Source organism: Paenibacillus sp. 19GGS1-52 (assembly GCF_022369515.1).
Lineage (GTDB): Bacteria > Bacillota > Bacilli > Paenibacillales > Paenibacillaceae > Paenibacillus_AQ.
Genome location: NZ_CP059724.1, coordinates 3,089,136 through 3,115,078, shown reverse-complemented (window position 1 = coordinate 3,115,078; position 25,943 = coordinate 3,089,136). Strand labels below are relative to the sequence as shown.

General features: G+C 45.4%; 23 protein-coding genes and 1 pseudogene. 6 read left to right on the top strand and 18 right to left on the bottom strand.

The features are described from left to right. Positions 1-44: 44 nt before the first annotated feature. From H1230_RS31650 to H1230_RS14635, 3 genes are all read right to left on the bottom strand, one after another. Complete coding sequence (locus H1230_RS31650) at positions 45-230, bottom strand: hypothetical protein (RefSeq protein ID WP_481857144.1); 186 nt, start codon at positions 228-230, stop codon at positions 45-47. A gap of 25 nt (positions 231-255) precedes the next feature. Further along, positions 256-849 (bottom strand): TetR/AcrR family transcriptional regulator, encoded by a 594-nt coding sequence (locus H1230_RS14640; RefSeq protein WP_239716491.1) that lies wholly within the window; start codon positions 847-849, stop codon positions 256-258. Positions 850-1,038: 189 nt separating this feature from the next. After that, positions 1,039-2,259, bottom strand: a complete 1,221-nt coding sequence (locus tag H1230_RS14635) for an IS110 family RNA-guided transposase (protein WP_239712073.1) — start codon at positions 2,257-2,259, stop codon at positions 1,039-1,041. Positions 2,260-2,600: 341 nt separating this feature from the next. On the opposite strand from H1230_RS14635, the gene H1230_RS14630 reads away from it, so the two are divergent. Then, entirely contained in the window at positions 2,601-4,043 is a 1,443-nt protein-coding gene (locus tag H1230_RS14630; protein ID WP_239716489.1) for an MDR family MFS transporter, read from the top strand. Between the two features lie 417 nt (positions 4,044-4,460). Further along, on the top strand, positions 4,461-5,348 hold the full coding sequence (locus H1230_RS14625) for a fructose bisphosphate aldolase (RefSeq protein WP_239716487.1): 888 nt from the start codon (positions 4,461-4,463) through the stop codon (positions 5,346-5,348). 52 nt (positions 5,349-5,400) lie between these two features. Here the strand turns inward: H1230_RS14625 and H1230_RS14620 are convergent, their stop codons facing one another. The 5 genes from H1230_RS14620 to H1230_RS14605 form a co-directional block, all read right to left on the bottom strand. Further along, positions 5,401-6,456, bottom strand: a complete 1,056-nt coding sequence (locus tag H1230_RS14620) for an LLM class flavin-dependent oxidoreductase (protein WP_239716485.1) — start codon at positions 6,454-6,456, stop codon at positions 5,401-5,403. Between the two features lie 24 nt (positions 6,457-6,480). Next, positions 6,481-7,107, bottom strand: coding sequence for a hypothetical protein (locus tag H1230_RS14615; RefSeq protein ID WP_239716483.1), 627 nt, complete (start codon positions 7,105-7,107; stop codon positions 6,481-6,483). A gap of 324 nt (positions 7,108-7,431) precedes the next feature. Beyond that, complete coding sequence (locus H1230_RS31645) at positions 7,432-7,584, bottom strand: TetR/AcrR family transcriptional regulator (protein ID WP_481857174.1); 153 nt, start codon at positions 7,582-7,584, stop codon at positions 7,432-7,434. 212 nt (positions 7,585-7,796) lie between these two features. After that, positions 7,797-8,582 carry a helix-turn-helix domain-containing protein gene (locus H1230_RS14610; RefSeq protein WP_275591226.1) on the bottom strand — a complete coding sequence of 262 codons (786 nt, stop codon included), beginning with the start codon at positions 8,580-8,582 and terminating at the stop codon, positions 7,797-7,799. A gap of 101 nt (positions 8,583-8,683) precedes the next feature. Then, positions 8,684-9,238, bottom strand: a complete 555-nt coding sequence (locus H1230_RS14605; RefSeq protein WP_239716479.1) for a DUF1697 domain-containing protein — start codon at positions 9,236-9,238, stop codon at positions 8,684-8,686. Positions 9,239-9,494: 256 nt separating this feature from the next. Here H1230_RS14605 and H1230_RS31640 point away from each other — a divergent pair. Continuing rightward, positions 9,495-9,575, top strand: a pseudogene (locus tag H1230_RS31640) (formylglycine-generating enzyme family protein); the annotation flags it as partial. Between the two features lie 137 nt (positions 9,576-9,712). Here the strand turns inward: H1230_RS31640 and H1230_RS14595 are convergent. Beyond that, the gene (locus tag H1230_RS14595) at positions 9,713-10,789 is read right to left on the bottom strand and encodes an ABC transporter substrate-binding protein (protein ID WP_239716477.1); all 1,077 of its coding nucleotides are present in this window, start codon (positions 10,787-10,789) and stop codon (positions 9,713-9,715) included. 158 nt (positions 10,790-10,947) lie between these two features. Here H1230_RS14595 and H1230_RS14590 point away from each other — a divergent pair, with 158 nt between their 5' ends. Together H1230_RS14590 and H1230_RS14585 are read left to right on the top strand one after the other, a co-directional pair. Continuing rightward, entirely contained in the window at positions 10,948-12,060 is a 1,113-nt protein-coding gene (locus tag H1230_RS14590) for a FecCD family ABC transporter permease (protein WP_481857143.1), read from the top strand. Further along, positions 12,060-12,827: an ABC transporter ATP-binding protein gene (locus tag H1230_RS14585; RefSeq protein WP_239716474.1), complete on the top strand. Its 768-nt coding sequence runs from the start codon at positions 12,060-12,062 to the stop codon at positions 12,825-12,827. The genes H1230_RS14590 and H1230_RS14585 overlap by 1 nt, the downstream gene beginning before the upstream one ends. Before the next feature lie 86 nt (positions 12,828-12,913). Here H1230_RS14585 and pyk read toward each other — a convergent pair whose 3' ends face one another. Beyond that, positions 12,914-13,978: a pyruvate kinase gene (gene pyk / locus H1230_RS14580; RefSeq protein WP_239716472.1), complete on the bottom strand. Its 1,065-nt coding sequence runs from the start codon at positions 13,976-13,978 to the stop codon at positions 12,914-12,916. A gap of 102 nt (positions 13,979-14,080) precedes the next feature. On the opposite strand from pyk, the gene H1230_RS14575 reads away from it, so the two are divergent. Beyond that, positions 14,081-14,476: a VOC family protein gene (locus H1230_RS14575; RefSeq protein ID WP_239716470.1), complete on the top strand. Its 396-nt coding sequence runs from the start codon at positions 14,081-14,083 to the stop codon at positions 14,474-14,476. Positions 14,477-14,491: 15 nt separating this feature from the next. Here H1230_RS14575 and H1230_RS14570 read toward each other — a convergent pair whose 3' ends face one another. From H1230_RS14570 to H1230_RS14535, 8 genes are all read right to left on the bottom strand, one after another. Further along, complete coding sequence (locus H1230_RS14570; RefSeq protein WP_239716468.1) at positions 14,492-15,103, bottom strand: RQC-minor-1 family DNA-binding protein; 612 nt, start codon at positions 15,101-15,103, stop codon at positions 14,492-14,494. A 129-nt stretch (positions 15,104-15,232) separates the two neighbouring features. Further along, positions 15,233-18,505, bottom strand: a complete 3,273-nt coding sequence (gene lanM, locus H1230_RS14565) for a type 2 lanthipeptide synthetase LanM (RefSeq protein ID WP_239716466.1) — start codon at positions 18,503-18,505, stop codon at positions 15,233-15,235. 34 nt (positions 18,506-18,539) lie between these two features. Further along, positions 18,540-19,412, bottom strand: coding sequence for a GNAT family N-acetyltransferase (locus H1230_RS14560; RefSeq protein ID WP_239716464.1), 873 nt, complete (start codon positions 19,410-19,412; stop codon positions 18,540-18,542). A gap of 341 nt (positions 19,413-19,753) precedes the next feature. Continuing rightward, positions 19,754-20,083 carry an NHLP leader peptide family RiPP precursor gene (locus tag H1230_RS14555; RefSeq protein ID WP_239716462.1) on the bottom strand — a complete coding sequence of 110 codons (330 nt, stop codon included), beginning with the start codon at positions 20,081-20,083 and terminating at the stop codon, positions 19,754-19,756. 33 nt (positions 20,084-20,116) lie between these two features. Then, the gene (locus H1230_RS14550; protein WP_239716460.1) at positions 20,117-20,446 is read right to left on the bottom strand and encodes an NHLP leader peptide family RiPP precursor; all 330 of its coding nucleotides are present in this window, start codon (positions 20,444-20,446) and stop codon (positions 20,117-20,119) included. A gap of 22 nt (positions 20,447-20,468) precedes the next feature. Next, positions 20,469-20,777 (bottom strand): NHLP leader peptide family RiPP precursor, encoded by a 309-nt coding sequence (locus H1230_RS14545; protein ID WP_239716458.1) that lies wholly within the window; start codon positions 20,775-20,777, stop codon positions 20,469-20,471. 29 nt (positions 20,778-20,806) lie between these two features. After that, entirely contained in the window at positions 20,807-23,719 is a 2,913-nt protein-coding gene (locus H1230_RS14540; protein WP_239716456.1) for an NHLP bacteriocin export ABC transporter permease/ATPase subunit, read from the bottom strand. Positions 23,720-23,737: 18 nt separating this feature from the next. Next, complete coding sequence (locus H1230_RS14535; protein ID WP_239716454.1) at positions 23,738-25,942, bottom strand: NHLP family bacteriocin export ABC transporter peptidase/permease/ATPase subunit; 2,205 nt, start codon at positions 25,940-25,942, stop codon at positions 23,738-23,740. Between the last annotated feature and the right edge of the window lies 1 nt (position 25,943).

The following is a 25,943-nucleotide window of genomic DNA, read 5'->3' as shown; positions in this document are numbered from 1 at the left end:
TGACGATACTGGTTGCCGAGAATGCCTGATACACCCGTACATAGTCAACCAGCATTATACGTAAAGCTCTTTAATCCCTGTGTCTTGATCCTTGCGGAGGTATAATTCATACCGCCATAGGGTTCTTTTTGCGCGGTAATCACTAGATTTCCACCCGTAACCTGCAGGTTCTGCGTACGGTTGGTAGTACTGCAGCTCATTGTTTCCCCAGCCGCCGCTGCTGGTTCCAATGGCTTGTCCTGTAATTGTACAATGTTACATAGAAATGAGCGGCAAGAATATTTCATCAACAATTTCGATAAGTGTGTTTTCTGACACCGGTTCCTGAGATAACAGCAACTCATGTCGTGTCAGATCTACGGGAAGCGTCGCTATTCGAGGTGTTATCTTGGCAAGTTGGACTTCTCCGCGTTCCGCAGCACGTTTAAGAATAGTATTCATCGTATTACTGCTCCGTCCGTTGGGAAAGAACAGTCTGGAGAACGGTATATCTCCTAGATCTACCATTAATCCATGTATAGTCTCAAATCCAACCTCTTTTAAGGAACGATTCATACGACGTAGCAATATTAGAAGATCATCTCGAAGTTTCCCGGTGTCCGGTATCTCATCAGAAGGCGTGGGTACTCGTTGGCGGATTGTAGCTAAGACTAGTTCAGCCCGATTGGGCCAACGACGGTAGATAACGGTCTTACTCGTTTCAGCCCGATCAGCGACTCCCTCCATGGTCAACCGCGAATACCCAACAGCAGATAACTCATCCCAGGTGGCCTGAAAGATAGCTGACTCCAGTTGTTTACCCCTACGCCGCGTCTCCGGTTTATTATCAAATTGATTGATATCACTCATAAAACCCCTCCAAATAAGAAGAAACGGCTTCGCCGTCCTTTTATGGACGGTACCCGCTTCTTCGAGAAATATAAAGATAAGTTATCGTGTGAAACATATAAATTCTGCCCTGAAAATAAAATTGCTCTAGAACACTAAAATTACGCATACGAAAACAAACCCCATGTTTTGTTTTTTTAATTTCGGCCGTCAGGCCGTTTGCTCACTCAGATTCACTTGGTATCCCAAGGATTCCAAACGTTTAATAGAACGGTTCATTACCATATCGTGGTTTCGTTGGTCGAAGTAGTCAAATCCTAGTTCCTTATATTCTTGTCTTCGCGTTAACAAGATGTATACAATCGCTAAAATGCTGTGTCCAACGGCCACGGCCGCTCTGTTTTTCCCTCGCCTGCCTGCGATTCGGTGATATTGCGCCGACAGGTAGGTGTTCTTTTTTCGTCCTGCGGCTCGCGCTGATTCTACGAGTGCACTTCGTAGTTTTTTGTTCCCTTTTCGGGTTTTGGCGGATCTCTTCTTCCCCGCACTTTCATCGTGACCTGGAGTCATCCCTGCCCAGGAACATAAATGTCCTGCACTTGGAAACCGTGTCATGTCTGTCCCAATTTCCGCCAGAATTTGCTCAGCGGTTCGCTTACCGACACCGGGGATGGTATCCAACAACTTCAGATCCTCAGCAAAAGGGCTCATTCGGCGCTCGATCTCTTCATCCAGTTCCGTGATTAACTCATTCAATTGGTCGATATGCGACAACTGTTTTTCCAGCATTAATAATTGATGGGGACCTAGGCTTCCCTCCAGTGCAAGTTTCAATTGCTCTTTCTTGGCCTTTAACTTCTTTTGCGCAAAGTCAGCCAGGATGGACGGATCACTTTCTCCTTGAATCATCGCTTCCAGCATGTTTCGTCCAGACACGCCTAGCACATTAGACGCTACCGACGAAAGTTTGATATTGCCGCCTTCTAGTACCTTTTGCAGCCGGTTCACTTCACGCGTGCGTTCTTCAATGATACTTCGGCGATAACGGATAATTTCCCGAAGTTCTCGTTGATCCCGATTCGGAATGTAGCTGCCTTGCACCAACCCATGCCGGAGTAATTTCGCTATCCATTCTGCATCTTTCACGTCCGTTTTGCGTCCTGGCACGGCTTTGATATGCTGGGCGTTTACGACCAGTGGCTCAAGGTCTTCCATTTCTAGCAGATTATAAATGGGTTTCCAGTAATCTCCGGTACTCTCCATCGCGACATGGGTGCACCGTTCGCTTTTGATCCAATCTACCAGATCAATCAGCCGACGAGTCAATGTTTCAAAACTCCGAATCTCCTTTCCTTTCGAGGTGATGATACATGCTGTGATACTCTTCTTGTGCACATCCAATCCACAGCAACGTTCAATGAGTATTTCCACGGTTTGCGTCTCCTGCCTGCTGGCGGTAATTAAGGCTGGTGCAAAGACCAATGCTAAGGTTATTCTGCCCTGCGTGCTTCCCCGTAGGGAGCAACAATCTGTGATGCACCGGGTCGTTGGGGTCCGTCTTATATGCGGGTTCGTGACACCAAGAATTTCCGACCTACCTTCGCCAGCCCAGTAACCAGTATAGACAATATTTTCATTCCTCAGTGATGCCGCGCAGCGGCATGGGTGTCTTATATTTTAAAAAACGTTGCGTATCTTATAAAGATATTATATCATAAATGAAAATAAGAAACTTTGCGTATCTTATATGACTTAAAGAAAGGAACATTTACATGAAAAATAGTAAAGAAGCGTCACAATCCGTATTGAGTGAACCCATCGATCCAGCTTTGATGAAATTGGTCTGGGTACTCCTGGTTGGCACCTTGGCTCCCTTGTTCGATACGACCATTATGAACGTATCCATTGATACGCTCGGTCAGTCCTTACACGCCTCGGTTTCGTCCATTCACTGGGTAATGACAAGCTACTTGCTTGCACTTGGTATCGTTGTTCCAATTACTGGATGGTCAGTGAATCGATTTGGCGGTAAACGGATGTGGATCTTTGCCCTGGCTGTGTTTTTGGGAGGATCTATCCTATGCAGTCTATCATGGAACGTAGGCAGTCTAATTGTTTTCCGGGCGATTCAAGGCATCGGCGGGGGTCTGATGCTCCCCATTATGCAGACATTGGTCGTTCAAGCCTCCGGCAATCAGAAACTAGGGAAGTTAATGGCGGTTGCTGGCTTGCCAGCACTTCTCGGACCCATACTCGGACCAGTGGTAGGCGGGTTAGTTATCGAGAACTTGAACTGGCGTTGGGTTTTCTATGTCAACATCCCGATCTGCATCACAGCAATCATACTGGCACGCTGGGGTTTGTCTGATAAAGTTACTACCAAACATACTCAACATCTCGACGTAATCGGACTCACCTTAATTTCGCCAGCACTCGTGTTGCTGATTTACGGGCTGTCGCAAGTAGGCATTCACCATGGGTTCGGGCATGCATCTGTACTTATCCCTATCATTATCGGCTTAATTCTATTGGCTGCCTTTGCAATTTATGTACTGCAGAAGGCCGAATCTCCTCTTCTCGACCTAAGATTATTTAAGTCTCGTCCCTTTACAGCCTCATCCATCCTGCTATTTTTATCTGGTCTTTCCACGTATGGAGCCATGCTGCTGCTGCCGATGTATTATCAACAGGTGCGCGGAGAAAGTGTGCTTGCTTCGGGGTTATTATTAGTTCCCCAAGGAATAGGTATGCTGCTCACCCGCTCCCTGGCAGGTAAACTTACGGATCAAATCGGTTCGCGACCCGTCGTCTTGGCAGGAACTCTGCTAACTGCGCTTGGCACATTGCCTTTTGCCCTGGCTGGCGCTCATACAAGTCAAACCCTCTTGGCGTTAGCGCTGATAGTGCGCGGTGCCGGGCTTGGAGCCGTGTTCCTTCCTATTATGGCCTCAGCGTACGTGGGCCTTAGTCGAGAACAAATCCCAGACGCCAGCAGTGCCACACGACTGATCCAGCAAATCGGTGGTGCCTTTGGCGCTTCTGTACTTGCCGTTATTTTACAAAATCAACTGAGTAGTCACTCAGCAACAGACCTCGTTGCACGAGCCCATGCATTTGATCATACTTTCTTGTGGTCTTTAGGATTTACTATAGTTGGATTAATACCTGCATTTCTTCTCCCGAGGATTAGAAGTAAAGCTCATAGTGGTGCTTAATATAGACTGACTACCATACTATCTGTTACACGATCAGCTGACTGGAATATCTGGCGCCCTTGGTGTTCAAGTTACTCCCGAACTAATGGAGAATGCAACAGAGTAGCTGATGCATTGCAGAATCAATCCTCATAATCGTGCACACCCTCACGCCATGTGGGATATGATTTACCGATACTAAATTCTGATATCCAAGTTCAATTCGTATATTCAAAGACTAAAACAGACGTCTGCAGCATATGGAGACGTCTGTTTGCTGCTAGTGGAGTATATGAATTACAACATCGCCTATTGTCATTCATTTTCCGAGATTATATAAGCACGTTATGGAGCGGAATGTATGCTTGCTTGCAAAGGTGCTATAATAAAAGGATTCAGATTATACTCCAGTTCACAATAGAGAAAGGAACAACATTCATGAATATGGAACAATTGGAACGAATTCGCACAGGTAAGGGCTTTATCGCTGCTTTGGATCAAAGCGGTGGAAGCACTCCAAAAGCTTTGCTGCAGTATGGCATTAAGGAAGATCGTTATTCCAATGAGGAAGAAATGTATGGATTGGTGCACGGGATGAGAACCCGCATTATCAAGAGTCCGGCATTCAATTCCAAGCATATTCTGGGTTCCATCTTATTTGAGAACACGATGGATCGTTACATTGACGGTCGATTAACCGCCGATTATTTGTGGGAAGAGAAAGGCATTGTGCCTTTTCTAAAAATCGATCAAGGGCTGGCTGAGCTTGAAGATGGGGTTCAACTGATGAAACCCATTCCCGGTTTGGACGACCTTTTGAAGCAGGCGGTTAAGAGAAACATCTTCGGTACCAAGATGCGTTCGCTCATTAAAGAAGCCAATCCTAATGGGATCAAAAAAATCGTCGAGCAGCAGTTTGCCATCGCTAAACAAATCGCTGGGTATGGTCTGGTACCGATTATCGAACCAGAAGTGGATATCCTCAGTGCAGACAAAGAACAATCGGAAAAGCTATTAAGAGACGAGCTTACTACTCAGTTATCTTCCCTTGGCAAAGACGTAATAGTAATGCTCAAACTGTCCATACCGACAGAAGACAATTTCTACAGCGATTTAATTGGGGAACCGCATGTGGTACGAGTCGTAGCTTTATCAGGAGGCTATACTCAAGCAGAAGCCAATGAAAAGCTGGCCCATAATCATGGCTTAATCGCCAGTTTCTCACGCGCCTTATCGCAAGGATTGACCGACCAACTAACAGATGATGAATTTAATGCAATGCTCGCAAAATCTACTCAAGACATCTACGATGCCTCCATTAAATAAAGGAAATTATAGAACGACCCCGAGCTGTCGAAAGCTCGGGGTCGTTTTCTGATTATCGATTATTATTTTCCCAACGCGCTACTTCTTCTCGCACCCGAGGTGCCACTTCTGTTCCGAGTAGTCTAATCGCCTGCATAACATCCGCATGAGGCATCGTACCATGTGGCACATGCAATAAGAATCTCGTAATTCCTACATGCTTGCGCAAATGAATGATTTTGTTTGCCACCGTCTCTGGATCTCCTACATACAAAGCTCCATCAAAGCTGCAAGCCGCATCATAATCCGAGCGATGATAGGGCGGAAGACCTTTCTCCAGTGCCCGCACATTCGTTCGAGCATGTGTTGAAGGAAAAAACTTTTCTACAGCCGTCTGCTTATTCTCTGCTATGAAACCATGGGAGTGCGACGCTATGGGCAGCCGTGAAACATCATAACCCGCCTTAGCCGCTGATTCCTTGTAGAGCCGCACCTGCGACTCATAATGCGATGGATTCACATTTCCAATAATGGCAAGGGCGAAAGGCAATCCTAAAGCCCCCGCACGGACTGCAGACTCCGGGCTCCCTGCGCTAGCAATCCATACCGGTAAAGGAGTTTGCACAGGGCGTGGATAAACGCCTAGATTATGTATTGCAGGTCTGTGTTTACCACTCCAAGTTACTTTCTCCGACTCCTGGATTTTTAATAACAAATCCAATTTCTCCTCGAACAACTCTTCATAGTCTTTTAGATCATAGCCGAATAACGGAAACGACTCTGTAAACGAACCACGACCTACCATGATCTCAGCACGTCCGTTAGAAATTCCGTCAAGCGTAGCAAAATCCTGAAATACACGCACTGGATCGGCTGACGATAGGATCATTACTGCACTGGATAACCGTATTCTGGTCGTCTGTGATGCAGCCGCAGCCAGTAAAACCGCAGGAGAGGAAGCACCGAAATCATGCCGATGATGTTCACCCACGCCGAATACATCCAGTCCTACCTGATCAGCGAGCACGATTTCTTCCACCACTTCACGTAATCGCGCAGCGTGACTCATCGTCTCACCCGTTTCCACATCAGGTGTGGTCTCGACAAAGGTGCTTACACCAAGTTCCACTTTTCGGTTCCTCCTAATTTGTATTTATTCGATTCCATGTTCTTTGCGGATATTGTACAAGCCTTGAATCAAAAGCTCCGCAGGATCGCGGTTCAACTGCAGATGTGTTAACAATAGATGTAAAGGGACAGCACACACGTTATTCCCTTCCGTTATCGCTGGAAATCCGGCTTCGAGGACAGGTCCATGTTCTTGATTCAAAGCTAGGTCCGCATGTATTTGCTCTGGAGCAAATTCTTCACGAATTGCAGCTATACATTGCGGAACTAACACATTGTCAATCCTCGCTTTGGCTTCATCTTCACTGGCAACTGGTTTGGGAAGGGTCTTGCCTCCCTTGTTCTTCATGAGATCAACGTAGAATGAAGCCATCCAAACTGTAGGATCATTACCCGACTGGAATCTTGTGAGCAACTCGCGCAGAAAAAAACCGCAGGAATAAACATCATTCGAATCAGACTTAACATGATAAATAAAAACCGGACCATAGGCCTCCAAGTTCAATACTTGTCCATCAACATATTGAAAGTGCAATTTCAAAGCTGCGAGGCCGTTATGGTAAACATTATTAACTAGTTCAGCCAACTTCTCTTCAGTCATTTCAACTGGTTTACTATTCGCTTCGTCATTTACTATTTCTTTATTCATCATAAATCCCTCCGTTTACTATCATACCACCCAGCACATAAGGTGATATAAGCTATTTTAGATAATAAGTTACATAAGGACAAGAGGTAAAAAAATGTCATCAACAATCCCTATAACAGTCTGATCAGATATCGGCTCATGGGTCGTGAGTAATTTATACATCAGTAAATCAGAGGGAAGTGACTTACCTCTCCACGCTTCTCTGCATTTTTCAAAATCGCTATCATTGCCGTAGCCAACTTGTCTTCAGATCTCGATTGCATTAATTTCGGCAATAAAGAAAATAAATCATTCGCATGATATTCGACCATGAGACCGTATATAGTTTCAGCACCCAATGGACGCAACAACAATCTTAGACTTATTTGGCCAACGACGATATACCGCTGTTTTATTTGTCTTTGCCCGCACGGCGATTCCCTCCATGGTCAGATGACCATGACCAACCTCATTAAGTTCATCCCCAGCGGCCTGTAAGATAGCATTCTCCAGGATACCTTCATTCCCGCCCTATTATTGCCAATGCGTAAAAGTGGTTCAGTAGCAAAAGAATCATAAACATGCTTAGCGTATGTAAGCAATACGTTTTAGTATATCAAAGCTTAAGCTCAGGCGCTGGATACTTAGTTTCTGTAGGAGTAATCGGGGGCGATTAGCCCCCACTCACACCATCTTACAGTAACAACTCACTATTAATTGAAAATCGAGATTATCCGTTCTACAAAAGGCTTCCACAAGTGTGGATACTCTTGGTTAATTAATTGTCTGACCTGTTCAGCCTGAATGCTGCTGAAATTATCGGTTTGAGTTATGAGAGTATAAGCTCCCTTTGCAGTTTCACCAATTGCGATGTGTCCACTTGCATACCCACCAATGGCGATACGTGAAGCAATGGCGCATCCACCCAACGCGTACATGCCAACTGACAAACCACCAACCGTGACAATTCCCAAGGCCAGCCCGCCAATGGCAAAAGTACCAGCCGCCAGGCCCCCAACCGCCAACAGCAAACCCAGCGCCAGCCCGGCCAAGCTAATGAAGCCCAAGGCTAGCGCTCCAATACATAGGCCGCCCAAGGCAACGACTCCGATTGACAAGGCACCAATGGCAACATTGCCAATGGCCAGAATCCCTCTGGCTACGTAAAAGCCACGTCCGATATTAACATGAATCAACGGAACACCGAACAAGGTTCCTTTGCTTGTGTATTCATAACGAAACAGGGAGTTCAGATCTACAATGTGAGGACTTACTGTAGGTTCAGCTATTCCGATATTGTTGGGAACGTCCTTAACTAGATGGTCTACGCTTACTTGAAATAGCTCACTTAACCCAATCATCTTCTCCATTTCAGGATAGGATTGTCCCGATTCCCACTTTGATACGGCTTGCCGTGATACGCCCATAACCTCTGCCAAATTTTCTTGAGACATGCCCCTTTGTTTCCTGTAGCTCTGCAATTTATCCGCAAAGTCCATCAACATCACCTCAGATTCATCTTATAATAGTGTATTATTTATGACTACCAAGTCGAGCTGACAGACTGTCAACCACAGGTTGCGAATGCAATTCTCCTGTACTAATCCACCATGAGTTTATGAATTTTCTGAATGGTGTTGATATTTCTTGAAGTCAATCTGCTTTTATATTTTTTGTTCCCCAATACTTTCGAACCAAAATCAGAACTGAGCGTGGACCCTTTGAGAACCGTCCAAAAAACTCCGCATTCTAGTACCATTAGTTGCTCCAGTGGCGTTTGGGGCATGGAATCAAAAAGCTGTTTTAAATCCAAAATCATTTCTCTATCATCACACAGCAAGAGGTAATTGTGGCATTCTTCGGCAACATCCATGGTTTGTGCGGCAACAACGATCTCCTGAATTTCTCTACTGCTGCGGATAATCACATGGGCGTCATAAGAAAAATACTTACTCAGTTCCTCTTCAATATAAGACTTAGAATCCTGCCCTCCATTAATCCCTTCAGCTATAGTAAAAATCACATTGCCTGTGGCAAGTATTGTTTTAGCGTCTCGAAAACCCATCTTGATAAATGCCTCTTTCAAGGCATCCATTTTAATATTTATTCCGTTTACATTAATCCCACGCAGGAATGCACAATATTTATCCTCCATACCCGATCACCAGCTTTCGTTCAATAGATTAATCTTACTGTATTTCCCACACCCGTAAACCCTTCCATTATAGAGTACTACATACACTCGAGCAACTAAACCACTAAAGCACGGTTCCGATTCATTCAGCGGATCGTCGGAAATCAAAAACCGATTGTGAAGATTTCCTTGATTGAAGCCAATTATAATGTGCAATCTGCTGTCAGATCGATCAGGATTCTATAAGTAATGATGCCGAAGATATGATCTGTAATCCGGAGAAATCCATGAAGTTGGCAAAAAGGTACAGAATGCCTGGGGTTTGTATGACATGCTGAGAAAAGCTTGGGAGTGGTGCTGAGATCTATACAATGAAAAAGTAACCCGACGACCTTGGATTCCAACTTGCCTAATCAATAAAAAAGCAGATTAAATGATCACCTAAGTGACCATCCATCTGCTGTTTCTGATAACCATTTTTATCTGCTCAACTTATTATTTAGCAAGCAGTTCGGATGCCAGCTTGTCCGCTCCATCAAATATAGAGTAGCTGTACCCCCAGAACTGGTTGAAATCAATCACGTGAATCGCTTTGTTCTTGATCGCATTCAGACTTTGAAGTGAAGCATCTGCGTAGAAAGCCCCCAGTGTTACCGCCGAATCAGGTCCTCCGGTATACGATGAGAGCAATAGAATATCTGGGTTGGTTGCGATGAGCTGCTCCTTGCTGATGTCACCTGTAACCGTGCTGAAGCTATTTTTGAGCCCAAGCAGACCAAGCACTCCGCCCGCAAAAGTGTCAGTATTCCCGCTGTAAATCGCGATTGCCCCCTCTCCACCATCCGAAACATACGCAAAGGTCTTCTCTCCACTGGCTGCCGTGGCGTCCTTAAGCGTTTGTGCACGTTTCTTCAATTCCTCGGTATAGGCGGTTGCCTTATCCTGCACATCAAAGATTTGTCCGAGCTGTTCTATATCTTTATATAGGCTTTCGAGTGTGGATCCCTTAACGCTGGTATTCTGAACGAATGTCTTAATACCCAGTTCATTTAACCCTTCTACAGTCCCGACACCCCAATCCGCATCCGCAAACAGATCACTGCGTCCCAGTACCAGATCAGGACTTGCACCAACAACCAGCTCTTTACTGGCATACTCCTTGGAGATTACCGGAATCTTCTTGAATTCCTCATGCACTGCTGGATCTCCCACACCGTAGAGTGCGGCAACCCCCACCATTTTGTCGGTCAGTCCCAGCTTGATCAGCAGCTCGGCAGCTCCCTGGGTATTGGCCACTACTTTTTCAGGCGCCTTGTCAAACGTTTGCGATTTGGCCTTCCATTCAATTCCTTCTCCGTTGTTCGTAAAGTTCTCAACCGTGAGTGGATATATCGTCTTGCTGCTTGGTGCAACTTCTTCTGCTTGTGTATTATTACTGTTACTGTCCGTTGCGGCAGCCGAGTTTGCAGCTTCATTCTGATTCTGCGTGTTCGACGAACAGGCTGCTATCATAACTGCCATTAACAAAACCGCTGTCAGCGGCACATATTTTCTGAATACATTCTTCATCATTCCAATCCCCTTTTCGTTATGTAAGTTTGCTCACTGGATTACACTCGTAAGAATATAGAAGGTTGGATAGTCTGTCAATGAGAATGTTTATCATTGACAATCATTCTCATTATAAAATATAGTTAAAATTAAACACATTAAGGAGCGTATTGAATAGCATGCAAACTGATCTATTAATACCATCAGAACCACAACCTAAGCAATCCATGATTCATTCCCGTTCCGGATTTATGGCCGTAATTGCAGTCCTGCTGATTATTGCTGTATTATCGGTTGGCGCTGCTGTTTCTTTTGGACAGGTAGAAATCCCCTTCTCGCAATCCTATCGGATTCTGCTCTACCACATCACAGGTATCCAAATCGGAGACATCCATGACCTGTCCTCCGGTTCATTTGTCGACATCATCTGGAAGATCCGATTACCCCGCGTCCTAATGGCTATGTTCATCGGTGCCGGCCTGACGTTATGCGGAACCATCATGCAAGCCGCCGTCCAGAATCCTTTGGCAGATCCTTACATACTCGGCATCTCGTCCGGCGCTTCTCTCGGCGCAACATTTGCCATCTTAATCGGCTTTGGCTCCATGGGCCTATTGGGTCAAACGGGGCTGGCCTTCTGGGCTTTTGCTGGTGCGGTTGGCGCTTCACTGCTTGTACTGCTACTGGCAAGCGCGGGCAGTAAAATGACTTCGGTTAAGTTAGTACTGGCTGGTATGGTCATTAATGCTTTATGTACAGCCTTCGCCAATTTCATTGTTTATTTTGCCAATAATGCGGAAGGCATCAAGACCGTAACCTTCTGGACGATGGGCAGTCTGGCTGCTTCGAGCTGGGACAAGCTGCCGCTGATCTCCATATCCGTCGCGCTGGCTATTTTCTTTTTCCTGCTGCAATTCCGCGTATTGAACGCCATGCTGCTCGGGGATGAGACCGCGGTCACCTTGGGAATTCATCTGGGAGCTTACCGCAGAGCCTACATGATTATTACCGCGCTGATTACAGGGGTGATGGTGGCGAGCTGTGGCATGATTGGATTCGTGGGCTTGATCATCCCCCATTTGGTTAGAGGGCTTCTCGGCTCCGATCACAGGAGACTACTGCCGGCATCCGTTCTGTTCGGTGCCATCTTCTTAATCTGGACAGATGTGATCGCTCGAACCATTGTACCGAATGTGGAACTTCCGATTGGAATCATTACCGCTCTTATTGGCGCCCCGATGTTCATGTACATGCTGATCAAAAAAGGCTATGCGTTTGGAGGCCAATCCTAATGAATCTAAACGTTGAACATTTATGTGTATCTTTTTCCGAGGCGAATATTGTAAGGGATGTGTCCCTGAAGGTTAACAACAAGCAATTCGTAGGCCTGATCGGGCCAAACGGCTGCGGAAAGTCCACACTGCTTAAAAGTATTTATAAAGTCATCAAACCGCGCCAAGGCGATGTTTATTTATCTGAGTTGGACGTTATCCAATCAAGCCCCCGAAAAGTGGCGCAAAAGCTCGGCGTAGTCGGCCAGTTCAACGAACTGAGCTTTGACTTCACAGTGCGCGAAATGGTCGCGATGGGCCGAACTCCGCATAAAGGGATGCTGGAATCCGACAATCAAGAGGACTATAACATCGTCACAGCCGCTCTGCACAAGGTGAATCTGGAAACCTATGCGGGCCGCAGGTATAATTCTTTGTCCGGTGGTGAGAAACAACGTGTCATCCTGGCCCGTGTGCTGGCCCAGCAGCCGGAATTTATGATTCTGGATGAGCCGACCAACCATCTGGACATTAAATATCAGCTGCAAATTTTGAATATCGTAAAAAGGCTGGACATCGGCATTCTTGCTGCACTTCATGATCTTACGCTGGCAGCACAATATTGCGACTACCTGTATGTGATGAAGGAAGGTCAAGTCGCAGCCAGTGGCACGCCAGAGGATATTCTGACGAAGGAATTGATCAGGGAAGTATTTGATGTAGCCTGTGAGACTTACCGAAACCCCGTGACCGGGGCGCTCGGAATAGCTTATTTGGAGACTAGATAGCTGTTCTTGTACAGTTGATTGCTTCGAAAAAAAAGACCGCCTCCTAATCCAACGGAAGCGGTCTATTTCTGTGTGTATATATTCAGTCAGTGTTCTTCCGTACATAGCTCCCCAAGCGATATCTCACTCTCTCCGTGCTCGCGCATCTTCTCGGCATATTGTGCGATAGTATCCATGACTCTTGTACTTTGCACCGGATAATTCCCAACAGAGCTTTCTGCTGACAGCATCACGGCATCCGTCCCGTCGAGTACCGCCTGAGCGATATCCATTACCTCCGCGCGTGTTGGCACAGGGTGTTCGACCATGGATTGAAGCATTTGGGTGGCCGTGATCACATAGGTCTTCGTTCGGCTGCATTCGCGCAGAATCGCTTTCTGGATGAAAGGGATTCGCTCGAATGGCAGCTCTACGCCAAGATCCCCTCTCGCAATCATGATCCCATCTGACGCCTCCATAATGGATGTAAAGTTACGCACAGCTTGAACAGTTTCGATCTTTGACATGAGTTTAGGTTGACTGTATTTCCTAAGAGTAGATACATACTCGCGAATTCCCTCCAGATGAGACGCCTCACGGATAAACGAGCATGCGATCCAATCCACATGATGCTCCAGCAGAAACTGTAGATCCAGTTTGTCTTTTTCAGTAATGGCAGGCAAGCGGAGTCTCGTTCCTGGAAGGTTGACGCCTTTATGGCTGCCAATAGTTCCGCCTACTACAACTCTTGTAGTGAGGCTATTCGGATGCTTATCCGTCACCTCAAGCTTGACTTCCCCATCATTGATTAAGATTACGGCTCCTAGTTGAATATCTTCCAGCACACCCGGGTTATCGAGCGCAGCTCGTACCTCGTCACCCGGCTCATCCGACTGATCGAGAGTAAACGTCTGGCCCTCTACTAATCGAACTGCATCTCCCTGCACATTCTTCAGACGAATTTTGGGGCCTTGCAAGTCACCCAAGATCTGTACGGACTGTCCCGATTCGGCCGCTGCTGCCTGCAAAATGTCGATAACCTGTTTATGCTCCTCATGGCTTCCGTGAGACATATTGAGCCTTGCGATTGTCATCCCGCTGCGCAGTAATTCCTTGAGCACAGCAGGTGTAGAACTTGCCGGACCTATCGTGCAGACTAAATCAATACTCATGTGAACTCAACTCCCCTACCTTGCATTGTACGTTTATTGTAACTAAACTATACATGATAGCAATAGTTGCCATTTCAATCACGCAGAAGGAGATATTAAATCATGAAATTGAGCCTGAACTGGATTACACTCAGGGTGCGCGATTTGGAGAAGTCTCTTCATTTTTATCACAGTATTCTTGGGCTTCCGATTGAACGTAGATTTGAGAGCAGAGGAAAACAGATTGTCATGTTAGGTGCTGCGGGTCAGCCCAAGATCGAGTTAATCCAAGGAAATGACCCGACCTTGAAACCAGAATGCGGTGTTTCCGTTGGTTTTGAAGTAGAGTCGCTGGAAGAGGCTATAGCGCATTTGACTAGCCAAGGCATCCCGCTAGCGCGTGGACCAATCATGCCAAACCCACAAATGCGGTTTTTTTATGTATTGGACCCAGACGGCTTCGAGGTGCAGCTTGCCGAGCACAGCCAAGCCGGGGCTTTTCAAGGTAATAATGCTTGAACCTCTGCTTAACCTTTAGTCTGTTTCCTTATCTTGCACATATTTAATCTGACCTTCTTGTAGCAAATAGTTCACTGCATTCTGGATTTCTGCCTGCACCTTCTTGTATTCTATAGCTTGCCAGGCTCTAAGCAGCGGCACAAACCGAACATTGCCTGTTTCTTTGATCTTCTCAATCAGCAAAAGGATCATTCCACGATTCCGGTCCTTTAGCGTTTCAACGTATCTATAGTCATGCCCGTCCAGTACTGAGTCAAGCTTGAGAAGCAATTCCTCCGCATAAGTCTCACGTTCAATCGCCCACCCTATATCAGAAAATACAATCATAGGCAATCTATCACTATATTCAATTTTCAGATATCCTTGGCGGATCATCCAGTCTATTCGGTGCATAATCTCATCCAACTTCAAGTCCTGATAATAGCCATAGACTGGAGATCGTTGAAGCTCATGCTCTAAGATCCGCTTGTCTTTGGAGCCTTTCAGTATTAAGGCCAGCATGTTTCTCCCACCTGTCATGATCAGTTCTTCGGCAGCACGAAGGATCGCTCTGATCTCTTGCTCTGTCAGACTCTTTATATCGCCAGAATCCAGGTGTACTTCGACTTTCGGGCTTCTTCTACCCATCACTTATCCTCCTCCTATTATCGAATATCACTGTACTTATACCTTACCAAATTGTTAAATCCGTTGTAAATAATCATTACTATCGCATGTTCTTATGGAATAAGTGGTTATCGGGCCTGAGCCCTATCTCTAATTCCACAACAGGATTTGCGGGACGGGCTCTTTATGTTCCACCACAGCACAAAGCCGCAACATTGTGTAGCCAATACCTGCTATCCCCCGGTGAAATCCGATATCGTGAACCTGCTCGACCTTAGGCGATTTCGGGCTGGAAGAGAAAGCAATGCCTAATGAGTCCGCTCGTCCGTACAGGGAAAGATTGGCTTTGTCGAAGGCGATCCCCGCCAGCTCCGGGCGATTCAGTTTCTGTGAAGCGGTGATCAGCAACTCAATTCGCCCGAAATTACCGCAACAAATATGATCTAAAGCCGATTCCCCATCCTGCGTTACAGCCAAAACTGCTGCTTCCACATCATGTCTAAGGGAAGCGGACTCTACAAATCCTGAAATCCCCATTCGCGCTAAGCCAATCCCGGCAGCACCGTTACACCAACTATTCATGAATCGGGAAGGCCCATCCAGCTTATGGACTCCGCGATAATCCGGCCAATTGTTAGACTCGGTTTGAAATACCGCAGTTTCGTAACGGAGTCCTTCCTCGGCTGCTTCTTTATAACGTTCCAGCCCTGTTCTCTCATACAATCTTAACAGGGCATATGCAATTCCAGTTGTGCCGTGCGAAAATCCGGTTAAGGCCAACCTTTGGTCGCGATTAACCCAAGCCAAATGTCCGGTATGCGTCCGCTTGCGAAGAAGAAGCAACTGCTCTCCAGCACATTTAGCAAGCTCCAACAGCCACTCGTATTTAGTATCGTTGTAAAGCGTCAACAGGCTGGCAATCACACCGGCCGACCCATACATCATATCGAGTTGATCATCTTTGGCAATTTGTTCAGGTACAATAAAACGGGCAGCTTGCGCAGCCTGTTTCAACATTTCGATCTCTCCAGAAAGTTTACTAAGCTGCGTCAATCCGTACACGACGGAGGCCCACCCTGAAGCGGCACCCATACCAAGTGAACGGGAGTTCACCCCCTCCGTAACGAGCATCTGCCGAACTGGAGCTGCCAGCTCCAGGGACAACTGCGTGAAATCGTCATCCCCCAGTACTTTTCCGGCAGCCATCAGAAACAGAGACACCCCCATAACGCCATCGTACAGACCGTATCCTATGGGGTTAAACCTGAAGCTTTGCGAACTCATTTCGATACCTGGAACTAGCCAGATGGGTGAATGCTCCGGGCGATAGAAAGACCTTCTCCGCATATAATCTGCGAGTTTCCAGACGAGTTTACGAAGCGTATCGGTCGTCTGCAAGGGTGGAGAATGTTCGAGCGGAGGAGAATGTTCGATTATCGAGATCGATTGAACCGCTTCTGGCTTCATTATTGCGCCCTTTACAGCCTCTTCCATCATACCCAACTGATGTTCAATATCGGACTCATTCCACAGTTCAAGTCGGGTTAACAGGCGTTCCAAGGACGATTGCGTGACGAGAAGCTTGGAATCATCGGACTGCTTATCTTCCGCACCGACACCTAATTGTCTGGAATGTGCAGGTATCGTGAAATAGGGAATATCGCCTCCGAGTAACTGCTCCACTTCCGTATGGATGACGGGTAGCAGTTGCGGCACATGATCCGAAATATAAATGCGGCTGAGCGACTCCAGCTTGACTGAAGCAGCCAGCCCATCCCGCAAGTTTTCTGGATGGCGTATTTTGTTCAGGAGCAACTGGTATTTGAATGTTGAGCGAAACAAGAAACGTCCAATAACATCATGAAAGGGTTCTAATACCTTATCCCTGAGCAATTGTTCCTTGTGCTGTAGAATGAATAACGCAGTTTGCCGGAAACCATCCAGCAGCTCAGGGATGAAAGCATGAACCTGTTGCACCTGAGAATCCCAATAAGGCAAATTCGTATGAATACGCTCAGGGTCCCCTATCTTTTGCACGACTTGCATATTATCGAGATTGATATGATCCCATTGCAGCTTAGAAATGCTTCCTTCCTGCTGTCTCCAGCCAAGCAAACCGCTATGTCCAAGCTTATGATAGGGCAGCAAGTTTGTGGCGAATACCGATTTCATTACTTCCTGATACTCAGCATCATCCTTCTCACGCTCTTCTTCAAGCAATCTAGGGGGTTTAGACCCTAAAGGATGCAGGAGGGTCTCCAAGTCAATCAATACAGGAATGTCACCGGCTGCAGCAATATTCTCTATGTGAAAATCATTTCCCCCCAATAAATACACAAGGCAGACCAATCCGCCAAAATGACGATAATACGCTTCGATTCCAGAAGCCTCGCTGCAAGAGGTGTTATCGATATATTCCGCCCAGCCATACTTCCCACGATCCCATACTTTAGGTGCCCGAAATTTCACGGGAACAACGCGCTCATGCAGCCACTCTATTAGATGACTGAACGCTTGATCTATCGCTAATGATTTTGGCTTATATACTACTTTGTACTGTTCTTTATATTCCAGTATGGCTACTGTTCGGCCTTGTTGATGAGAGTCGGAAAGCCCCCATTGCAACCGTTTAACAGGTCCGAAGACCTCATATCTAGCAGAAAGACCTTCGCTATCCTCTGCCAACCTGCGACTTAACTCGGACGCGGATGACAACCAGTATTGAAGACGAGTAGCAGTAAGTCGGGCCAGGAAACTATATTGTTTAAAAAAATCAATGATTCGCCCCTGGCGCATCGATTCGATATAAGCGGTATATGCGACTGTAGAAGATACATTCATAAAGGCAGCCATAAACCCCTGATTAGGGAATTTGATCGTTCGGAAAACAGCAAAATCAGCCATTAATGCTCGACCGCATAGCTCTGATAGTTCTGCCAGCAGACGCTCCAGCAAATCAGCGCAAGCCCCGGTTGTATATAAAGTGCTTAAGTTCGGCACATCTTGTTCAAGTTTAACGTAAGCCATCTCCAGTACAGGCATGAACAAATCCTCAAAAGGATAAGGCTTGTGAGAATTCAGTATCCTCCCTTGGAAAGAAGATTGCCTGTCAGTCTTATCTAAGATAGTGTGAATAGTTTCATTCAATACCTGTGCCCACTCCGGCAAAATTTCACGATCGCGGAGCCGAACATCGCCGAGCAGTCTTTGTACTTCATCCCGCGGTAAATGGGTATTTACCGTCTTCAGCAGCTCCTGCTCGTCGTTTGCACCTACATAACGAAGCCATTCTTCCCAACGTTTAGCGATGAGAGTGGATTGATGTTCATTTCCTTCCAGTTCAATAGAAACAAACCCGCCGTTTAGCCGCTCGCGGAGAGTGCTTGCTTTTTCTACGATGGCAACTAACTCTTCCTGGTTCATGTCAACACTCTTTTCTTTTCCTTCATCATAAAGGTTACTGTCGAATAAAAAGTGCTTGTCTGAATTCCGTTTGCTCCGTTTGATAAGGCATAAACATTTTTTCGGCAATACGCAGCATCCGCTTATTAGTGGAAGTAACTTGAAATACAGCTCTGGAAAGATTGACATCCAACATCCGTACAATAGAGAGACCCATCATCGATATGCCTATTCCCTTGTCCTGAAGGGATTCGGCAATAAATAAAGAGCGGCATAATACTGCATTCTCTACATAAGAATGGTAAATAATCCATCCCATAATAGCACCATCTTGGCGCTGTAAGATTAAACTCGCCGAGGCCTGAATGACTTCCTCATGGATGAATGGCGATAATCCCTCCGGATAATCGAAGTATCGCTTCTCCTTCAAGTCTTTTTTTTGTTGTTCCGTTATATGTTTCCACGAAAGGATCTGAAGTTCCGGCGAATGTTTACATCTTCTTATCCAAGAAGCACGGGCGAGTGCTGCTAAATTGGAATTATAATAAATACTATGCATGTGGGGAGGATCGAATCCAACCTTATTTAACGCTTGTTCCAAATACGCTATTTCTGATTGATTGGCAAAGTAACGGATCTGGATTTGAGCAGATGCCTGCGAATTTCCGATTAATGTCTGAAATAAGCCTGTCGCTACTCCTATGTTCCGAAACCGGGCTGCGACAAATATCGATTCGACCTCACAATTAGATTCTGGGCCATTTCGATAAGCAATTAGAAGACCCGCAGGCTGACTGAATATCATCGCGCGAAGTACTACATGGTTAGGACTTTCAACTAACTCATGAAGCTTGGACCGGAAGTTAGGATAGGCAAATTGCTTAAATAAAGGAATCTGGTCAAGAGTTAACTCTTGTACACTTAACATAGATAAGCCTCCGGATAGTTAATCCCAGCCCGATTGACACGGGCTGGGATACTAAGATCTCAGTTTGGTTATTATCTTTCTTTATACGTATGAACTACAATTTTCACCCGCTCCTGTTTTTCCTGTTGTAGGATCCATGGAAAATACCATAGCGCCGCCAGCAACTTGCTCCAGCTCACTTTCATTCAACTCTCACCCGATACCGCATCCGGCAATACCAAGGTATAATGCGCTCCCGCATTTTCGACTACTTGCAGTTTGAAATTCTCTGGTAATTCCATACCGATGGCTGCTTCACCGCTTCACGCGGGTTCCATAGACACAACACGCGAAACACGCTGTCAGAACGGCTTGTCACCGTCATTTGTGGGATGAAAACATTCAGGCGCAATCAAAAACATGAAGGTTGTTGACGTAGCACCGCCAGCAACTTGCTCCAGCTCACTTTCGTTTAACTCCTCACCCGATACCGCATCCGGCAATACCAAGGTATAATGTGCTCCCGCATTTTCGACCACTTGCAGTTTGAAATTCTCTGGTAATTCCAACCCTGTGGCTTGCTTCACTGCTTCACGCGGGTTCGATAGACACAACGCGCGAAACTCGTTGTCCGTTACGGCCTTGCTTGTTACTGCTTCAATTGCATTAGCTACTACATCTTCATTTGACATTGGTTTTTCCTCCTACATAGTTGTCATTTTACTTTAAAAACATGGTTTATAACCTTCACCCATCCCCGGTTTTGCTAGAGGATCATTAGGATCATAGGTTGCTACTACAGCGCCGCCTGCAACTTGCTCCAGTTCACTTTCGTTCAACTCCTCACCCGATATCGCATCAGGTAATACCAAGGTATAATGCGCTCCCGCATTTTCGACCACTTGCAATTTGAAATTCATTGGTAATTCCAACCCTGTGGCTTGCTTCACCGCTTCACGCGGGTTCGATAGACACAACGCGCGAAACTCACTGTCCGTTACGGCCTTGCTTGTTACCGTTTCAATTGCTTTAACTACTACATCTTCATTTGTCATTGATTTCGCCTCCAATAATTGGTTACATTTTTTCAGTTGTACATAACCCTGTCAGCACATTTATGGTTGATATTATAGCGCCGCCAGCAACTTGCTCCAACTCACTTTCGTTTAACTCCTCACCCGATACCGCATCCGGCAATACCAAGGTATAATGCGCTCCCGCATTTTCGACCACTTGCAGCTTGAAGTTCTCTGGTAATTCCAACCCTGTGGCTTGCTTCACCGCTTCACGCGGGTTCGATAGACACAACGCGCGAAACTCGCTGTCCGTTACGGCCTTGCTTGTTACCGTTTCAATTGCATTAGCTACTACATCTTCATTTGACATTGGTTTTTCCTCCTATAATATGTTATTCACTATGCCAATTGCCTTTTTGCCAAGTCAGCGAACAAGCCTTCTTGGGTGATCAGCTCCTGATAGGTGCCCGTCTGAATGATTTCCCCTTTATCAAATACGAGGATACGATCTGCGTTCATGATCGTACTTAACCTGTGAGCAATAACGACTCTAGTCGCTTGAAGCTTATCCAGGCTTTCACTAACAATTGCCTGTGTCCGATTATCCAGAGCGCTTGTCGCTTCATCAAAATAAATGATTCTTGGTTTCCTGACCATGGCTCTGGCAATTAATATCCTTTGCCTCTGTCCACCGGATATTGTACACCCCCCTTCAGAAATAACTGTGTGCATACCCATGGGCATCTGTCGTATCTCTTCGTCAAGTCCAGCCATCCTTGCGGCTTCCCAAGCATCGTTTATCGTTAAGTTGGAGGATCCGATGATATTGGTATAGATATCCCCAGACATGATTTTTCCGTTCTGCAGGACAACACCAAGCTGGCTGCGTAATGAGCGAACATCGACCATCTTTAAATCCTGACCATCATAATAAACCGAACCCGAATTAGGTTGTTCAAAACCTAGCAGCAATCGGAACAATGTCGATTTCCCGCAGCCGGATGAACCAATTAAAGCAACAAATTCACCGGGTTTAATCTGCAATGAAACATCACGCAACACCATGGGTTGATCTGCTTTGTATCTAAAGTTCAAGTGGCTAATCTCAACTGCTCCGGATAGTTCTCCTGGGTCAGCCATCGCTTCGTGAACTTCAGGAAGCGTCTGTAAGATCGGTTTCGCTCTTTCATACAAGGGAACAATATTAATAATGGAAATTAATGCTGTAGACATCGAAATCATGGCACTTAAAAATGCGGAAAAAGCGGCAAAGAAGGCTAAAAACTTTCCAGCACTTAATGAAGTTGAACTCGATGAAATAATAATATAAAACAACACCATCGAAGTTAGTATTGGAAAAATAGCGTTGAATACAGCTAAAGAATTCGCTACCGTTCGGCTCTTAAACGCTATTCTTTTCTGTTCGCTGAATAAATGAGCCCATAAGAAGAATGCGCGATTCTCTGCACCTGTCACGCGGAATTTAGCAATACCATTCAAAATTTGCAGCACCAATCCAGATATTTTCCCTTGAACCGCTACTAAGCTACGTTGATAACGAACTTGTAATACGCTGAGTCCCGATGTGATCAAGATCGAAATTACTACTAATCCAAAGGCGACTGAAGCTAGCCTCACATCATAATAAAACAACAAAAAGAAATTAAAGATTGAGAATATACCTGAAAAAATGGTCGTGATGGCCACACCAGAAATGGCCTGACGTATCATGTTGATACTGTTTGCCCTCATGGCAAGATCCCCGGCGGAATAATCCCTAAAAAATGGAACCGGTAAATTCAATAAACGATCCCATATAGCTGCTTGAATCGAACTATCCATTCTGCCTTCAATTCTTAACATGGCCAAAGAACGTGTCATCTCGAACAGCAAAATGGATACCGCTACCACAATTAGGATCATGGTCATTTGAACGAGTGGATTCCGTTCTGCTTCCGGAATGATGCTGTCAAACAAAATGCCGGTTGCAATCGGTGTCACCATACCGAGAAGACCCCCAGCCAAGCCCATAATGAATACAGCAAGAAGATCACGCTTTATTGATTTGTGTGTACCAAATTTAATAATATCTTTAATGGAAAGAGCATGAGCTGGCAGCGGCCGGTAAAAGGAATGGGCAAATGGTTTCAAGCTTTGTGCTACTCCTTGTGTCACAATGATTTGCGTCTGATGGAGTGGGTCGTGCAGCTCATAGGTTTTTGGATTCTTTTGTAACAGTGCAACTGCCCTGCCGTCTTCTTCCATAAAAGCAAGCAGCGGTCCGTTATCGGAGGTCCACCATTCGCCTTTTAATACGACTTGACGCGTACGGATTCGAGAAGCTTTGGCGATGTCCTCAACCAGATTTCTTGATCTGGTCATAATCTTTTCAGATAACGGTTTGATCTCCAAATCCATGGCTTCCCCAACGATTACACTTGCTAAATAGAGCAGATCAGTCGAAACCGTAGTTGGTCTTTTTCGGAGCGCCGACCCCTGTGTCACGGATGTAATTTGATTAACTGCTTGACTCATAAACAAAATTTCATTTTCTCTTTTTTTCTGTAAACGGTCCCAGTCCGCCACTTCTGTATTTCGAAGTTTCTGCCGCAGACATTCGTAAACGATCTTATGAAAGTGGGACAACCCGTTCCATTGCTTATCCAACTTCAACCAGTCGGCAGTCGAATAGGCAGATAAACGAACTTGTTCCCGAGTAGTAAGCCAACTACCAGTTGCTAACGGGAAGTAGTCACTCCCTACTCCAACTGCTGTTTCGCCCATCCATTGCATCTCTTTGGCTTCCGTTGTTAACCACGTAATTGTATTAACCGATTGCAAAATAATATCTGCTGGAACATCGATGTTGTCTCCTAATTCGAGACCTGTAAAATGAGTGGGAGTAGGACCGGTTCTTAATGTATTAGACCATAAGCCAATCCACTCTTGGATTGAACCTTCGATGATCCCGCTCTTTCCCGATTCATAAATCTTCCCAAGTAGATTAGATTTGGCAACCTTGATCAATTGTGTACCAAATTCACCCGTTATCATTAAACCTATCGATTGTGCTTCGTCGGTAGGATGGATGCCGAACAGAACCTGATCTTCATTTGCACGAAATAAATAACTCCGTTTGTCTATGATTTCGCCTTCCTGTAACGGAACAGCGAATAATTCAACATGACCTTTGTTTACGTAATAAATACTGTTGTCATCATTCACAATTAAAGGATTGTTGCCTTCCAGCTCGATTACAATGCCTAATTCCGCAAAGATTTCCTGCAAAACCGGTTTTTTCAGTTGGTCCATACACCCACCTCCTTAGTATTAATGCAGTGCAATTAACCGGGCATAATATCCGTCAGACGTTATCATCTCCGTGTGGGTTCCCCGTTCTACTACTTTCCCTCTATCCAAAACGATGATTTCATCCGCATCACGAATGGTGCTTAATCGATGTGCGACGATAATACATGTACAGCCCCTTCGCCTAAAACTGTCATCGACCCATTTCTCTGTCTTGGGATCGAGTGCGCTTGTCGCCTCATCGAGTACGAGTATTGTGGGATTTCCAACCAAAGCCCGGGCGATTTCCAAACGCTGTCGCTGCCCTCCGCTAAAGTTTGCTCCACTTTCCTCCATCACATGATCATATCCGCCGTTTCTGCTCGTAATATCGTCATGAATGTACGCATCTTTAGCAGCTACAATCACATTTTTTTCTTCAATGGTACTATCCCATAACGTTAAGTTTTCCTTGATCGTCCCTTCAAACATACTGATATCCTGATCAACAACAGAAATGGAGTTACACACTAACGAACGGGAAATTTCATGGCGCGGTTTGCCATCGAACAATATTTCACCCGACCAAGGCTGATAAATCCCAGCGATAAGTTTGGAAATGGTCGATTTCCCACTTCCGGAACCGCCCACCAAAGCAACACGTGATCCCGGCTTTACTATAAGATTGAAATTTTCAATAAGTGGTCCTTCTAATTTGTTGTAGCCAAATGTAACATTCCTTAACTCTACAAATCCTGATAGTTTTGCCTTATATGCCTCTATTCCATCAAGTTCTTCTGCAACCGAGAATTGGGGGTCTAATGGATAGTTCAACACGTCATCCAAGCGATTCATATTTCCCTCCACCTCTTGGATCGCACTGCCTAACTGAACCAAACTATTTACAGGACCTATAAAACTTGCCATTAAACTTTGAAAAGCGACCAGCATCCCAATCGTTAATGCACCGTCTAATACCTGTAATCCGCCAACAGCTAATATCACGGTTGTCGTAAGAGCCGATAAGAAGGTTGGAACAGATGAAAGTACTTGAGTAGACACGCCCAATTCTTGCTCTGAATTTAATAATTTACTTTGATGCCCTGCCCACTTGGAGAAAAAGTCTGATTCAGAGCCACTGGCCTTCAAGGTTTCAATCACCTGTAATCCGCCCATTGATATCCCTTGGATTTTCCCTCTTTCTTGAATTAACTTTTGATTTTGATCTACTCTTTTACGGGCAACTAGCCTTAAAAAAAGTACGTTTAGCGCGGCAATACCTATGCCAACACACGTTAGCAGCACACTGTATTGAAACATCAAAATTAAATAAAAGAGAATCATGACTGAATTTAATACAGAAGTTGCTAATTCTCCAGATAATAACTGTGCGATTCTATCATTAATCATCACCCTGGAGCTAATCTCCCCGCCAGATCGCTGAGAAAAAAACTCAATCGGTAGCCTCAGGACGTGCCAGAAAAACTTGCTTGATGTGTTCAAGGCCATTTTGGTTTCTAAGCGCAGTAAATAGTACTGCTGCAACCAGGTTAGTACTCCTCTTAACAAAGCGGTCAAACCCATACCGATAATTAAGGGCAACAGCCAATGTGTCATATCCCCTAGCAGAACATCATCCACAAATATTTTTGTGAAAGTTGGGATGACCAGTCCCGGAACAACCAACGCTAAACCGGTCAACACAACAAATAGCAAAGCAACTTCTGATCCTATTAATCTTTTTTTCAATGCGGTGATGATACTGCGTTTTTCACCTTGAGTTTTGTATTCAGGTGTGGGTTCAAAGGTAAGTACCACACCAGTATACGATTGATCAAATTCTTCATATGTAATCACGCGCGGACCGGAGGCCGGATCATTTAAATAGACGCGGTCTTTCTTAAAACCTTCCAGCACAACAAAATGGTTAAAGTTCCAATGAATGATCATTGGCCCTTTTACTTTCCTTAGCGCTTCCGGCCCCTTCTTAAATCCCTTAGCTGTTAATCCATATTTTCGCGCGGCCTTCAAAATATTCAACGCTTTACTTCCATCTCTGGATACACCGCATTCTACGCGAAGTTCTTCGAGCGGAATATAGCTTTTAAAGTAACCCAAGATGATCGCTAATGCAGCTGCTCCGCATTCCACCGCTTCCATCTGCAGGACAGTCGGTGTCTTCACCCTTGTATACGAATTCTGCTTCTCCTCAGGATTTGAAGGTTTCGTTTGCTTAGTTTGATTCATT